The organism is Methyloceanibacter sp. (genome assembly GCF_050726195.1).
In the GTDB taxonomy this organism is placed as follows: Bacteria; Pseudomonadota; Alphaproteobacteria; order Rhizobiales; family Methyloligellaceae; genus Methyloceanibacter.
The window spans coordinates 99,169-112,902 of the sequence record NZ_JBOHJC010000008.1 but is presented as its reverse complement, the minus strand read 5'-3'; the positions used below and the strand labels follow the sequence as shown (position 1 = coordinate 112,902).

The 13,734-nt window shown below is 64.0% G+C and carries 15 protein-coding genes; 10 read left to right on the top strand and 5 right to left on the bottom strand.

Annotation, left to right across the window (positions count from 1 at the left end):
• Nucleotides 1-25: 25 nt before the first annotated feature.
• The gene (locus ACRECX_RS07665) at nucleotides 26-745 is read left to right on the top strand and encodes a metallophosphoesterase family protein (protein WP_431558234.1); all 720 of its coding nucleotides are present in this window, start codon (nucleotides 26-28) and stop codon (nucleotides 743-745) included.
• 2 nt (nucleotides 746-747) lie between these two features.
• Here ACRECX_RS07665 and ACRECX_RS07660 read toward each other — a convergent pair whose 3' ends face one another.
• The 3 genes from ACRECX_RS07660 to cysQ all read right to left on the bottom strand — a co-directional run bounded on the left by ACRECX_RS07660 (nucleotide 748) and on the right by cysQ (nucleotide 3,808).
• Nucleotides 748-1,968 carry a hypothetical protein gene (locus ACRECX_RS07660; RefSeq protein WP_431558233.1) on the bottom strand — a complete coding sequence of 407 codons (1,221 nt, stop codon included), beginning with the start codon at nucleotides 1,966-1,968 and terminating at the stop codon, nucleotides 748-750.
• A gap of 130 nt (nucleotides 1,969-2,098) precedes the next feature.
• Nucleotides 2,099-2,569 carry a DUF1134 domain-containing protein gene (locus tag ACRECX_RS07655; protein ID WP_431558232.1) on the bottom strand — a complete coding sequence of 157 codons (471 nt, stop codon included), beginning with the start codon at nucleotides 2,567-2,569 and terminating at the stop codon, nucleotides 2,099-2,101.
• 387 nt (nucleotides 2,570-2,956) lie between these two features.
• Nucleotides 2,957-3,808: a 3'(2'),5'-bisphosphate nucleotidase CysQ gene (gene cysQ / locus ACRECX_RS07650; protein ID WP_431558231.1), complete on the bottom strand. Its 852-nt coding sequence runs from the start codon at nucleotides 3,806-3,808 to the stop codon at nucleotides 2,957-2,959.
• Between the two features lie 144 nt (nucleotides 3,809-3,952).
• Between cysQ and chpT the strand changes: the two genes are divergently transcribed.
• From chpT to ACRECX_RS07620, 6 genes are all read left to right on the top strand, one after another.
• Complete coding sequence (gene chpT, locus ACRECX_RS07645; RefSeq protein WP_431558230.1) at nucleotides 3,953-4,591, top strand: histidine phosphotransferase ChpT; 639 nt, start codon at nucleotides 3,953-3,955, stop codon at nucleotides 4,589-4,591.
• Between the two features lie 138 nt (nucleotides 4,592-4,729).
• On the top strand, nucleotides 4,730-7,399 hold the full coding sequence (locus ACRECX_RS07640; protein WP_431558229.1) for a chemotaxis protein CheW: 2,670 nt from the start codon (nucleotides 4,730-4,732) through the stop codon (nucleotides 7,397-7,399).
• Nucleotides 7,396-7,860 carry a chemotaxis protein CheW gene (locus ACRECX_RS07635; protein ID WP_431558228.1) on the top strand — a complete coding sequence of 155 codons (465 nt, stop codon included), beginning with the start codon at nucleotides 7,396-7,398 and terminating at the stop codon, nucleotides 7,858-7,860. The genes ACRECX_RS07640 and ACRECX_RS07635 overlap by 4 nt, the downstream gene beginning before the upstream one ends.
• A 24-nt stretch (nucleotides 7,861-7,884) precedes the next feature.
• The gene (locus ACRECX_RS07630) at nucleotides 7,885-8,250 is read left to right on the top strand and encodes a response regulator (protein WP_431558227.1); all 366 of its coding nucleotides are present in this window, start codon (nucleotides 7,885-7,887) and stop codon (nucleotides 8,248-8,250) included.
• A 38-nt stretch (nucleotides 8,251-8,288) separates the two neighbouring features.
• On the top strand, nucleotides 8,289-9,392 hold the full coding sequence (cheB, locus tag ACRECX_RS07625; RefSeq protein ID WP_431558271.1) for a chemotaxis-specific protein-glutamate methyltransferase CheB: 1,104 nt from the start codon (nucleotides 8,289-8,291) through the stop codon (nucleotides 9,390-9,392).
• Nucleotides 9,389-10,522, top strand: a complete 1,134-nt coding sequence (locus ACRECX_RS07620; RefSeq protein WP_431558226.1) for a CheR family methyltransferase — start codon at nucleotides 9,389-9,391, stop codon at nucleotides 10,520-10,522. The genes cheB and ACRECX_RS07620 overlap by 4 nt, the downstream gene beginning before the upstream one ends.
• A gap of 104 nt (nucleotides 10,523-10,626) precedes the next feature.
• Here ACRECX_RS07620 and ctrA read toward each other — a convergent pair whose 3' ends face one another.
• Nucleotides 10,627-11,328: a response regulator transcription factor CtrA gene (gene ctrA, locus ACRECX_RS07615; protein WP_431558225.1), complete on the bottom strand. Its 702-nt coding sequence runs from the start codon at nucleotides 11,326-11,328 to the stop codon at nucleotides 10,627-10,629.
• Between the two features lie 380 nt (nucleotides 11,329-11,708).
• Here ctrA and ACRECX_RS07610 point away from each other — a divergent pair, with 380 nt between their 5' ends.
• The 3 genes from ACRECX_RS07610 to ACRECX_RS07600 all read left to right on the top strand — a co-directional run bounded on the left by ACRECX_RS07610 (nucleotide 11,709) and on the right by ACRECX_RS07600 (nucleotide 13,247).
• A complete protein-coding gene (locus tag ACRECX_RS07610; protein ID WP_431558224.1) occupies nucleotides 11,709-12,110 on the top strand; it encodes a flagellar export protein FliJ in 402 nt (133 codons plus the stop codon).
• A 116-nt stretch (nucleotides 12,111-12,226) separates the two neighbouring features.
• Nucleotides 12,227-12,712, top strand: coding sequence for a YajQ family cyclic di-GMP-binding protein (locus ACRECX_RS07605; protein ID WP_431558223.1), 486 nt, complete (start codon nucleotides 12,227-12,229; stop codon nucleotides 12,710-12,712).
• 28 nt (nucleotides 12,713-12,740) lie between these two features.
• Nucleotides 12,741-13,247 (top strand): hypothetical protein, encoded by a 507-nt coding sequence (locus tag ACRECX_RS07600; RefSeq protein WP_431558222.1) that lies wholly within the window; start codon nucleotides 12,741-12,743, stop codon nucleotides 13,245-13,247.
• 3 nt (nucleotides 13,248-13,250) lie between these two features.
• Here the strand turns inward: ACRECX_RS07600 and ACRECX_RS07595 are convergent, their stop codons facing one another.
• On the bottom strand, nucleotides 13,251-13,703 hold the full coding sequence (locus ACRECX_RS07595) for a DUF488 family protein (protein WP_431558221.1): 453 nt from the start codon (nucleotides 13,701-13,703) through the stop codon (nucleotides 13,251-13,253).
• Between the last annotated feature and the right edge of the window lie 31 nt (nucleotides 13,704-13,734).

Genomic DNA, 13,734 nt, shown 5'->3' with positions numbered 1-13,734 from the left:
CGCGCCCTACGCATGAGATCCTTAGGTGGCCCCCAGACTGCCAGAAGGCGAGTTGCTTTATGCCGTTGGTGATATCCACGGCAGAACCGATCTCCTGGCCAATCTCCTCCGTCAAATCGAAGCCGACGCCGCGCACCGCGACGCGGCGAAGAGAACGCTCGTCTTCCTCGGCGACTATGTGGATCGCGGGCCGGACAGCCGGGGTGTGGTCGACATGCTGCTCACGGACCTGCCGGAAAAATTCTATACGCAGTTCCTCAAGGGCAATCACGAGGCGTTGCTCCTTGACTTCCTCGATGACCCGCGCCGGCTCGATCACTGGCTCATGAACGGCGGCGACGCCACCTTGGCGTCCTACGGCGTCGACGTCGAAGCGCTTATCCACGAAGACGCGCCGCCCGAGACGTGGCGCGATGCGTTCGCCGGCGCCCTGCCAGGCGCGCATCTTCGTTTCTTCGAGAGCTTGGGGCTCGTGGTCCAAGCCGGCGACTATCTCTTCGTACACGCCGGAATGAGGCCGGGGGTGCCGCTCGAGGCGCAGACTGAGACCGACCTAATTTGGATCAGGGACGCCTTTCTCGATTCGGCCGCGTCGTTCGGCAAGATCGTCGTCCATGGGCACACGCCGGTGCGTGCACCCGAAGTTCGGCCGAACCGCATCGGCATCGACACCGGCGCAGTGTTTACCGGGTGTTTGACGGCGTTAAGGCTGCGAGGCGGGGAGAGGGGCTTCGTCCAGACCTGAGCTCAGGTCCGTGTCTCCGGAGACTCGGCGACAATGCCGCGCAGACGGTCCCTCAAACTACCGCCACTTCCCTTGGCCGAGCGGCGCTTCGCTCTGCGGGCGGCAAAGCGCTTTGCCAGGCCGCCCCGCTGCTCCTCAGGCTCTTCAGCCGCCTCAGGCTCCGCGGGCGCATCGTCCGCTTCGACGTAATCCTGCTCGGTCGCTTGGGCCTCCTCCGTGGCTTCGGCGTACGCGATTTCCTCTTCCTCTGCCGTGACGGATTGCGTGTCCGTGGCGCCCTCTTCCATTTCCGGTTCCGGGACGGCGCCGTTTCCGGCATTGGCCTCGTGCCAGGCTGCTTGTTGCCGCTCCGCCTCTTGTGCCATCGCGGCTTCCTGGGCCATCGCCTCCTCTTGGGCTATCGCCTCCGCCTCTTGCGCCATCGCGGCCTCGTAGTCGTAGTCGGCGGGGATCTTCACCTCCACCCGCGGTGCTGGCCCGCCCTGGTTGCGTGTCGCGGTGAGAATCTGCGAGGCAAGGCGGGTCAGCTCGCGGCGCAAGAAGGCATTCTCCTGGGCGCTGGTCTTGGCGCGGTCGAGCTCCTCTTGCATGCGCGAGAGCTCGGCGGCGAGGCGCTGACTCTCCGCGAGCGCGCGGGCATCGGATTTCGACGAGCCACGCATTGCCGCGGCGCTGCCGCTTTCCAGCGCCATGCGCAAGCGGTCGATGTCGGCGCGCTGGTTGTGTACGGTGTTGCGCGCGATCTTGAGCGCCTCCGATTGGGAGGCGACTGTGTTGCGCAGCTCGGCATTGACTGTTTCGAGTTCGGCCAGCGCCTTCTTGGCGGCCTTCAGTCGTGTGTCGAGGTCCGGCAGGCGCCGCTTGATGGTCTGCTGGAGCACACGGTTGGCATTCTGGCTTTCCTGTAGCTGCCCTTTGATGCCGGCGAGGTCGGTGTTCAACACCTGAATGTCGACGCGGCGCTTGTTCGCCTCGATCAGCTCGCGCGCGGCCTTTTCCTTGGCCTTGTCAAGCGCGACCTCGACCTTGCGGAGCTCGATGGCGAACTCGGCGCGCAGCTGGTCCTTGTCGGCTTGAATGTCGGCGAGCGACATCGGCATCGTCGCCTCAAGCTTGCGCGTAGTGAGCTTGACAGCGCGGTTCCACAGGGGCGGAGCGAGCATGAGGGCGAGCAGGCATCCCAAGAAGAAGCCCAACGCCCCGAACATGAACCATTCGATCATCGAGACCCGCGTTCCCCGAAATTAGCGCCCACGCGTCACGTATCCGACGCATCTCGGGCGATCCAAGTGAACTTGGCGCCGATCCGGCGCCCCGCAAGACGTTTTTGGCCCAAGCTTCCTTAGCGCCAAACTAGAACGGATTCCAGGTCGGCTGGCGGGTATATTTCAAGTAACCAACGTTTGCGCCAAGTCTAAGACCGACACCTGAGCGGATTGGGGCCAAAACCATGTCGTTGCGGGCTAAATATGTGATGCCGACCCCGCCGATGAAATAGGCAGATCCGTCCACGCCGGCGAAAGTGCTGTAAATCTCACCCGGGCTCCGGAGGTCGTAGACCAGAACCATGGTTTTCGAGCCTTCCGCGCCGAAATCATAGCCGAGCGAGGGGCCCTGCCAGAAGACGCGATGCTCGCCCGCGTCCTTGGTATAGAGCACGCCTTCGCCGTAGCGGAGGCCGGCGATGAAGGCTCCCCCGGCTTCTTCCCCCAAAATATAGCCGTTGGGCCTGCCGGAGCGCTGGAAGGCGTATTCCACCACTTTGGCGAACCCGACCGAGACTTTGCCGAAGAAACGGTGCCCCGTTCCCTTGATTTCGTCCATGGAGAAGGTGTCGTCGCCCCCATCCGGCAGCTTTTCGGAGGCATAGCCTCCAGCCGGCACATACGTGTCGCCAGAGGCCTCGCTGCCCGGGCTGTGGGGGGCGCCGGCGCTTGGCGCGGCAGCTTGAGGCTGCGGAGTGATGACCATTGGCCCCTCCTGGGCCAAGGCGGGGGAGGCAACTGAATAGGAGAGGAGGATTGCCGAAAGCGCGGCAATCGCAGTTACGCTGATACGCATGACGAGTGCCCCTTAAGAATGCCCTTTGGGCTCGTGACCGGCGTGCCCGGCCGGTCAGGCGGGGCTCTTCCCCGCGACCGCTATAATTTGCTTCAAACCGTTACCAAACGGTGGCTGGGTTACCGGGCGGTTAATCGCGCCGAAGCGCCATCACCCGACCGACCGGCCCCAGGCAACGAAGCTCGGATTGCGCAGGCCGTTGTCCGATTTGCCATAGCGCAGCCGTGAGCCATTGGCGTCGACAACGCGGCCGCCCGAGGCTTCCAAAACGGCTTGGCCAGCCGCCGTGTCCCACTCCATGGTCGGCCCGAATCGGGGATAGACGTCGGCCTGCCCACGCGCGATCTCCAGAAATTTCACCGACGAGCCGGCACTGAGACGCTGCGCGATGTTGAGGCCTTCGAGGAATTTCTCGGTCTCAGGATCGAGATGCGACAGACTAACCAGCGCCGTTAGGCGAGCGGCATCACCTTTGCGGGCGTGGAGTCGTTGCTGTTTGAGCGCGCCGAGATCTGCGCCGGTCACGTCCGGCGGGAGTTCGGCCTCAATGGCAACGCCGTCGGCGATGGTCACGGCAAGCAGCGACCGCGCGGGCGCGTAGGCCAGTCCGAAACGGGGATAGCCCAACTCGATCAGTGCCACGTTGACGGTGAAATCCGTGCGCTTCTTGATGAATTCCTTCGTGCCGTCGAGCGGATCGACCAGAAAGAAGCGCGCGCCAAGGGCGGCCGTCCTGTCGCCCGTGGTCTCCTCCGAGACAATTGGAATCGTGGGAGCCAGAGCCCGCAGCGCCTCGAGGATGATGATCTCTGCCTCGCGGTCCGCCTTGGTTACGGGAGAGGTGTCGGCCTTGAGCTCGACCTCCGTCGGGCCGGCATAATGCGCCATGATCGCCGCGCCTGCCTTGGCGACGGCGTCAGTGAGCGCTCCAGCTGCGCGTCCGAGGTCGAAGTCACCAGTCGCGTCTGTTGACGGCGCGGTTGTGTGTCGTGGTGCTGACAAGGCAAGATGCTCCAAAGGGGACGTTGATTCGCATTCGCGCTTGCGCGAGTGCTATGGCTTCTGGCGACGCGCCCCTCCTGTAACAGAAATTGGCGTTGGGGCCACGTCAAGTCCGCTGGCCGGCGGGAGCGAAGGGAGGAGGCTATGACCGAGCCGACGGCACTTGGCGATTTGGAACTCGCGGCGCTTGTTTCGAGCCGCATCTGCCACGACGTGATCAATCCGGTGTCGGCGATCTCCAATGGCTTGGAGATGCTCAGCGAGGATCCGGACGAGGGCATGCGCGAGGCCGCCATGGACCTCATCCGCAAGAGCGCGTCGCAAGCCTCGGCCAAGCTGCAATTCGCCCGCCTCGCCTTCGGCGCGGCGGGGTCTTCCGGCGCCGAAATCGATCTTGGCGACGCCGAGAAGGTGGCGCGTGATTTCGTGCAGGGGAGCGGCAAGCATCAAGTGACCTGGCAGGGGCCTTCGGTCACCCTGCCCAAGGACAGAGTGAAGCTCCTGCTCAATCTCGTGGCGCTTGGGGTCGTGGCGCTGCCGCGCGGCGGCACGGTGAACGTCGAGATCGACGGTTCGCCGCCGGGCGTGAACTTGACCGTCCGTGCCAAAGGCGACGCGGCGCGGCTCAACGACCAGGTGAAGTCCCTGCTGTCGGGAGCGAACGGGGTCGAGATCGATGCCCACTCGATCCAACCCTATTACGCGCGCCGGGTGGCGGCGGCGGCGGGCATGACCCTGACCGCCGAGGTGACTGACGGAGAGGTCGTGTTCAAGGCCGCCTGATCCCTGAAATTGACCGCTCCAAGGCGAAATCCACGGGCTGGTCAACGAAGCGTAAACCAGACTTCGCCGACAATCACAGCCCAAGCTTGTACGGGGGCATGAGGCGCGAATCGCTCCGATTTGCGTCGAGGGTGGGCGATGGACGAGTTGCTGGCTGAGTTCCTGACCGAGACCGGCGAGCGTCTCGACCAAATCGACGTCGACCTCGTGCGTTTCGAGCAGGAGCCCAACGACGCCGACATGCTCAACGCTATCTTCCGGCTGGTCCACACCGTCAAGGGGACCTGCGGGTTCTTGGGGCTAGACCGGCTGGCCAAGTTGGCGCACGCCGCCGAGACGCTCATGGGCCAGTATCGCGCCGGCGCGGCCGTCACGGTGGAAGGCGTCAGCGTCATCCTGGCCAGCATCGATCGTATCAAGGAGATTTTGTCGGGGCTCGAAGGAGATGGGGTGGAGCCGCCTGGGTCGGACGCCGATCTGATCGATAGGCTTCAGGCCCTCGCCGAAGTGAGCGCGCTTGGGCACAGCGGCGGCGATGGTCCAATCCCGTGGAATGCGCCCGAGCCCGGCATGGATAGGGTAGGGCTTGCCACGCCTGGTCTCGCCACACTCGAGGAGCTGGAGCGGGCATGGCGCGAGACGCCTGGACCAGACCCGCTGCCGGAATTTGGGTCGAAACCAGAGCCGGCGAGGGCGACGATGGTGGTGGGCGGGGACGACCGCGGGCTGGCGTCCGAGAATGGCACCAAAGGGCTGGCGGCCAGAGTGCAAACCGTCCGGGTCTCCGTCGAGACGCTCGAACACCTCATGACGACGGTGAGCGAGCTCGTGCTCACCCGCAATCAATTGCTCGATCTCGTGCGCCGCAGGGGTGACAGCGAGTTCAAGACGCCCCTGCAGCGGCTCTCCAACGTGACGATGGAGCTGCAAGAAGGGATCATGAAGGCCCGCATGCAGCCCATCGCCAATGCCTGGCAGAAGCTGCCGCGATTAGTGCGGGAGCTCTCGCTCGAGCTCGGCAAGAAGATCGAGCTCGACATGACCGGCGGCGAGACCGAGCTCGACCGTCAGGTTCTCGAGATGATCAAGGATCCGCTCACCCACATGATCCGCAATTCGGCGGACCATGGGTTGGAGTTGCTGGCTGAGCGGGTAAGGGCCGGCAAGCCGGACACCGGGCGGATCAAGCTTAGCGCCTACCAGCAGGGCGGCTATATCGTCATCGAGGTGGCCGACGACGGGCGCGGGCTCGACGTGCAGCGGGTTCGGGCCAAGGCGCTCGAAAACGGCCTTACCACCTTGGCTGAACTCGATCGCATGAGCGATCTCGATACCGTCAAGTTCATCTTCAAGCCGGGCTTCTCCACCGCCAGTGCCGTCAGCGAGGTCTCCGGCCGCGGCGTCGGCATGGACGTGGTGCGCAACAACATCGAGTTGATCGGCGGCACGGTCGATCTGAAGTCGACGTCGTCTGTCGGCACCACCTTCGTCATCAAGATCCCCCTGACCTTGGCGATCATGGCGGCGCTCATCGTCGAAGTTGGCGGCGAGCGATTTGCCATACCGCAATTCAGTGTGATCGAGCTGGTGCGGACCGGCGAGGCCGCGGGCCATCCCGTCGTGCTGATCAACGATACGCCGGTGCTGCGCCTGCGGGCCAAGCTCCTGCCATTGCTGGATTTTTCCCAGTTGCTGGGCATCAAGAGCGCGGAGCCGAGTTTGGAGCGTGTGCGGGACACGAGCCTCACGGCGGTCGTCATTCAAGTTGGCGCGAGCCTGTTCGGCGTGCTGGTCGACAAGGTGTTCCGCACGGAGGAGATCGTCGTCAAACCGATGTCGAGCCTGCTGCGCCATGTCACCATGTTCTCAGGCACCACGATCCTCGGCGATGGCAGCGTCATCATGATCATCGACCCCAACGCCGTGGGTGCGATTGCGGGTTCGCTCGATACGCAGGTGGAAGCCGCGCATGTGGCCCCCCCCGAGACGGACAAAGCCGAGGAAAGCCGTACGGCGCTGCTGCTATTCCGAGCCGGCGCCAAGACCTTGAAGGCGGTACCGTTGTCCTTGATCACGCGGCTCGAGGAAGTCGCGATCGAGGCCATCGAGAACTGCAACGGCCAGGACGTCGTGCAGTATCGCGGGGCGCTGATGCCCATCGTCTACATCCAGGCCGATCGTGTGCCGCGCGAGAGCGGCGTGCAGCCGGTCCTGGTATTCACGGAAGGTGAGCACCCCGCGGGGCTCGCCATCGATGAGATCGTCGACATCGTCGAGGAGCCCTTGACCATCGACCTCAAGGCCGAGACGCCGGGGGTGATCGGCGGGGCGATCATTCGCGGCAAGGCGGTCGAGATCGTCGATGTGTCGCACTATCTGGGCGCGGTCTTCGCCCAGCATCTACGGGGCACACTGGACGAAGTTCGCGAGCTCAGGGTGCTGCTCGTCGACGACAGCCAGTTTTTCCGCAACATGCTGGCGCCGTTGCTCAAGGCGAGCGGCTACGAGGTCGCGCTGGCCGCGTCCGGCGAGGAGGCGCTTGCGCTCAAGGACAAGGGCGAACGCTTCGATCTCATCATCAGCGACATCGACATGCCGGGCATGGACGGGATCGCGCTCGCCGAACAGATCAAGGCCGATCCGACCTGGAGCAAAGTTCCGCTGATCGCGCTCTCCTCCCATCTCAACCCACGGCTCATGGAGCGGAGCCGCGCGGCAGGTTTCGAAAACTATGTCGGCAAGTTCGACCGGCAGAAGCTGATGCATGCGCTTCAAGATTGCGTCAAAGGATGGGGTGCGGCGGCATGAACGGCGACAACGGCGAGAAGGCAACCGAAGGCTTCGTTACGGTCAAGACGGCAGGCCAGCTCTTCGGGCTGCCGCTTGAGCGGGTGCGCGACGTCTTCGTGCCACAGGGCCTGTCGCGCGTGCCCTTGGCGCCACCGGAGGTGGCCGGGGTCCTCAACCTGCGCGGCAGGATCGTCACCGCGCTCGATCTCCGCCGGCGTCTTGGTTTGCCGTCTCGCGGGGAGGGCGCGCCGACGGTCGCGGTCGGCATCGAGGAGCGCGGCGAGCTCTACGGGCTCATTGCCGATCAGATCGGTGACGTCCTGTGGCTCAAGCCCTCGAGCTACGAAGCCAATCCCACCAATCTCGACCCACGTTGGGCGCAGGTCTGTTGTGGCGTTTACCGGCTCGATGACGATCTGATGGTCGTGCTCGATGTCAATAAGCTGCTTGATTTCAGTCAGTTCGGCGCTGCCGCCTGAGGCGGCTTTCGCGGAGGAGAACCCATGAAGCATTGTCTGGTCGTGGATGACAGCGCCGTCATCCGCAAAGTGGCGAGGCGTATCCTCGACGAACTCAGCTTTTCGTCGTCGGAAGCCGAAAACGGGCGCGAGGCGCTCGATCAATGCCGCGTTTCAATGCCCGATGCCGTGCTGCTCGACTGGAATATGCCGGTAATGGACGGCATCGCGTTCCTCGTCGCGCTGCGCAAGGAGCATGGCGGTGAGACGCCCAAGGTGATCTTCTGCACGACGGAGAACGACGTGGAGCACATTACCCGCGCGATCACGGCAGGCGCCAACGAGTACATCATGAAGCCGTTCGACCGCGACATCATCGAGGCCAAGTTTCACGAGGTCGGCCTGATCTAGGCCCAGGAAGAATGACCAGCTTGGGCCAAAGTGCGACCATGCAAGCCGAGGCGGTCGCTCCGGCGGAGCAACTGCCCGTCGAGAAGCCAGTCAAGGTGATGGTGGTCGACGATTCGGCTGTCGTGCGCGGGATCGTGTCGCGCTGGCTCGAAGAGGAGCGGGGGCTCGAGGTGGTGGCGCGCCACGCGAATGGCAAGCTCGCCGTTCAGGATGTGACGCGAAGCGCGCCGGACGTCATCCTGCTCGACATCGATATGCCGGTGATGGACGGGCTCGAGGCGCTGCCACTCTTGCTGCGGGCGCGGCCGGACGTTCGCGTGTTGATGGTCTCCACCCTTACGAAGCGCAACGCGGAAATCAGTTTCAAGGCGCTGGCGCTCGGCGCGCTCGACTACGTGCCGAAGCCGGAGACCAATCGCGAGATCACCACCCTTCCGGATTTCCGGGACGAGGTGCTGCGCAAGGTCAAGGCACTTGGCGGCGTGCGGCAACGCCCAATCGCGCGCGGCGAAGCCACGAGGGCCGTGCTTCCCTTCAGGCAGCGGGCGTTCTCTCTGGTCCCGCCGCGGATCATCGCCATCGGTAGCTCAACGGGCGGCCCTCAAGCGCTGACGAGCCTTCTCGGGTCGCTTGCGCCCTCGCTCGCCCGTATCCCGGTTTTGGTTGCCCAGCACATGCCGGCAATGTTCACCACGATCCTTGCCGAACGTTTGGCGCGGGCGACCGGGCGCGATACCAGGGAAGGCACGGAGGGCGAGCCGCTCGTGCCGGGCACGATTTACGTGGCGCCGGGCAACCATCACATGACGGTGCGTCAATCGAACCTGCCTCGCTTAAGCGTTACCGACGGAGCGCCGGTGAATTTTTGCCGGCCGGCGGTCGATCCCTTGTTTTCGAGCGTCGCCGACGCCTTCGGCCCTGCGGCACTCGGTATTGTGCTGACCGGCATGGGTCAGGACGGGGCGGCAGGCGCGCGGGCCATCGCCGATGCCGGCGGCAGCGTGATGGCCCAGGATGAGGCGTCGAGCGTGATCTGGGGCATGCCGGGGGCGGCCGCGGCGACCGGGGCGTGCGCCGCGTTTCTGCCGCCACTCGCCATCGCCAACGCCGCCGCGAAACTCATTCGGGGGGAGCGGCCATGATGCCCCATGAGTTCAATCTGGTGCGCCGAATTCTCAAGGAGCGCTCCGGTATCGAGCTCGGCGCGGACAAGATGGACCTCGTCGAGGCGAAGCTCAGGCCGCTCGTCAAGGAGCTGGAGTTTCCGTCCTTCGCGCATTTCATCTTGGCGCTGATGAAGCCGGATGCCGACAAGCTCCGTTCGCGCGTGGCGCAGGCCGTGGCGGTGTTGGAGTCCTACTTCTATCGGGACAGGACGCCCTTCGAGTACTTTACCGGCGTTATGCTGCCGCGTCTCATGGAGCGGCGGGGCGCCTCACGGCGCATCAGAATCTGGTGTGCCGCCGTGTCGACCGGCCAGGAAGCCTATTCGCTGGCCATGCTGCTTGAAGAGGCCAAGTCCCAGCTTGTCGGCTGGAAGGTCGAGATCGTGGCCACGGACTTCGTCGGGGACGCGCTGCTCCGGGCAAAGAACGGAGTATACAGCCAGTTCGAAGTGCAACGCGGCCTGCCGGTGTCGAAGCTCGTCAGGTACTTCGTCAAAGTGACGAACGGCTGGCAGATCAAGCCGGAGCTCCGGGCCAGGGTCGACTTCCGCGAGCACAATTTGATCGACAACTGTCAGGAACTCGGCGAGTTCGACGTCATCTTCTGCCGCAACGTGCTGATCTATTTCGACGAGCGCCTCAAGAGCGCCGTGCTCTCGCGCTTGGCAGGTCAGCTTGCAAGCGACGGCTATCTGGTGCTGGGAGCAGCGGAGACCACGAGCGGGCTTTCGCCCGACTTTGTGCCGGTGCCCGAAGGTCGTCACGGCGTCTTCTGCCTGGCGCCGGCGGTGATCGCCGCGCGGATCGGGAGGATGGAGAGGACCGGTCGGCTAAGGGCTTCTGGGCCCAGGGCGGCGCTGCCTTCCGGTGGGCAGAGCCGTGTGGGCATGGGATTGGCCTCCCTGGACCGCCCCGCCACGGTCGCGCCGATCCGGGATAGCAAGGTCCGCGCTGTCGAGCTCGATGCCAAGACCGCCGGCTTGCTCGAGGCGCGCGCCAGGGCGCGTGGCATGAGTGTCGCGGAGCTGCTGGCGGAGTTCGCCGTCACCGGGCTTCCGGTCTCGGAAGGCTTGCCGGGACGTTCACTCAAGGCAGGCTCCAGCTAGCGCGGAGCGGGACGGCGACTACGTTGGCCCCAAACGGGCAGTGGCCGGGACGAGCCCGGCCACCACGTCGCGCTTCTGGAATTCGTGGGCTGAGACGTCGAACGTCAGGCGGCCGCTTCGCCGGACTCGTCCTCGGGATTGCGCAGCACATAGCCGCGGCCCCAGACCGTCTCGATATAGTGCTTGCCGCCGGTCGCCGCGGCGAGCTTCTTGCGCAGCTTGCAAATGAACACGTCGATGATCTTGAGCTCGGGCTCGTCCATGCCGCCATAGAGGTGGTTCAGGAACATCTCCTTGGTCAGGGTCGTGCCCTTACGCAAGGAAAGGAGCTCGAGCATCTGATACTCCTTGCCGGTCAGATGAACACGCTGGCCGTTAACGTCCACCGTCTTGGTGTCGAGATTGACCTTGAGGCCGCCCGTTTGGATGACCGACTGGGCATGGCCCTTCGACCGCCGCACGATTGCGTGGATCCGGGCGACAAGCTCGTCCTTGTGGAAGGGCTTGGTCATGTAGTCGTCGGCGCCAAAACCGAGGCCCCGCACCTTATCCTCGATGCCGGCGAGGCCAGAGAGGATCAGGATCGGGGTCTGGACCTTGCTCACTCGCAAAGTCTTCAAGACCTCGTAACCGCTCATATCCGGAAGGTTCAAGTCGAGAAGGATGATGTCGTAGTCGTAAATCTTGCCGAGGTCGACACCTTCTTCGCCCAAATCCGTCTTGTAGACGTTGAAACCTTCCGACTGCAGCATCAGCTCGATGCTTTGAGCGGTCGCGCTGTCGTCCTCGATCAGAAGAACCCGCATTTCAATTCCCCCGTCTTCTCGCAGTCCTGGTTGTTCCCTGACCCAAAAACGTACACGCAGATTTGGTTAATTCGAATCAACAAATTAACGCCCAATAGTTAACAAAAGCTAAGCCTAAGGCGAGCGGTAACCACGCTCGCTAACCATCCCTACACCATCAGGGTTCGGGCATCCGTTAAATGCAACCCATATGGTTTACCGAGCCTTAAGCCCTATTGGCCATGATCCCTGGGCGAAGGGGCAGGGGGGTCCGGTCCCGGTAAGGCCATGGTCCGTTTGGGCGTCTTGCTGATTTTAGGCATTGGCACAGGTCCAGGGGCACGGCTGGCATGGTTATTGAATTTCCTAGCGGGATCCGAGTAGGCCGAGGGTATCGAGTCATGAAGTCACGCGACGCAGTCATCCGCTTAAAGCGCTTCGAAGTCGACGAGAAACGCCGCAAGGTTGCCGAGATTGAAGCCATGATTGGCGAGTTCAGTCATATGGCCTCAGACCTCGACCGGCAGATCGCCATCGAGCAGGAGCGGGCCGGGGTCTCGGATATCAACCACTACGCCTATCCGACCTTCGCCAAGGCGGCGATCCAGAGACGCAACAACCTCGCGACGTCGGTCTCGGGGCTGGAGGCCAAGCTCGCCGCCGCGCGTGGAGAACTGGACGACGCGTGCGAGGATCTGAAGAAGATCGAGCTCCTGCAAGAGCGAGACGATCGCCTGCGCCCGGAGCAGCCTCCAGCACCGGCGGAACTCGTTGCCGTTGGGGTGCATCGCGCGGCGAGCTGATCGGTTTAGAACCTCTGCCGGGCCACCGTCACCGCGCTTTCTGACGTGAAGCGGGGCTCCGATCCTGGTCCCAGGTGCTAATATCCCAGCGATACTTAAGGCGCGCGCGTGGACCCATGCCGTCGTTCGACATCGTCTCCAAGACCGACCTCGCCGAGGTCGACAACGCGCTCGCCAACATGACGCGCGAGATGAGCCAACGCTACGACTTCAAGAATTCGCAGGCGCGGATCGAGCGGAAGGACGCAGAGATCACCATCAACGCGGACGACGACCTCAAGCTCAAGCAGATGCACGAGTTGCTCCAAGGCCATCTGGCACGCCGCAAAATCGACGCAGGGGTTATCGACTATAAGCCGGTAGAGAAGGCGGCCGGTCAGGCGGTGCGGCAGAAGGCCGTGATCCGCCAGGGCATTGATCGCGAACTGGCGAAGCGCCTGGTGAAAGAGGTCAAGGACGGGAAGTTCAAGGTGCAGATCTCAGTCCAGGGCGACGAGCTCAGGGTCACCGGCAAGAAGCGCGACGATCTGCAGGCGGTGATTCAGCACGTCAAGGGGCTCAACGTGGAGCAGCCACTGCAATATGTGAACTTTCGGGAATGAACAGGTTGCTTTGCGGGGAAGTGTCTTGTTGAGACCGGTCGGAATCACCATAGCGCTCATGTTGGCCGCCGTTTGGCTCGCCGGTTGCGGCTGGCGCTCGAGCAGCGGCGGCACCGCCACCGTGGCCACGGACGAGAGCGTGGGCGCGTTGCCGGCGCCGCGGAGCCGCATGGCGATCGCGAGCGCGAAGCCGGTCGACGCCTATGTGATGCTTGGCGGCAGGGTCAAGACATGCTGGTTCAATCCGAGCGATCCGCTATTCCCGGAGCATGTCTATCGCGCCGATGTCAGCCCTGATGGAAGCAAGGTGAAGATCACGATTCACGAGGCGCAAAAGCTCGGGCGCGCCGGCAAGACAACCTACGCCATCGACTTCCATCAGGAGGGCGCCTACACGGTGGTGACGACCGAGAACCGCGGAATGATGCCCGAGCAGGCCGCGAAGATGCAGTACGACATCGACCGCTGGAAGCGCGGCGAGGTGAACTGCAGCAAAGAGATGCCGAAGGTCGCCGCGCAGCCCGCCGCACAGTAAAAGTCATCCTTCGGCGAACAGGTGGCGGATGTCCTGGCCGGTCTCGAGCGCCATGCGCTCGGCCACGATCAGCCGGTGACATTGGTGCGGGTCGCGCTCCAAGCAGAGCAGGCACACAGGCTCGCTTTGCGCAAGCGTGCAAGCCTCACAGAAGTCGAGCAGCGCCTCGGGCTCATCGAGATAGGCGCGGAACACCGCCTCGAAAGTGGCGAGATCGCCGCTGCGGGCCGCTTCGCGCCCGCGTTTCGGCGTGCCGAGCGCCCGGAGGTGGCGATAGCCGACGCCGGCGCCGGCGAGATGGGCGGCGAGCGGCGACTTCGAGAAGCCCTTCTTGCGGGAGGCGGGGACGGCGCGGATGTCGAGCACGAGGCTGATGCCAGCCTCCTTCAACGCGCCAACGAACGCGGCCACGCTCGCGCCCTCATAGCCGATGGTGTAGATGGCAGGGGGTCGCATGGGCCGAGCCATAGCAAATCAGTCCTTGCCC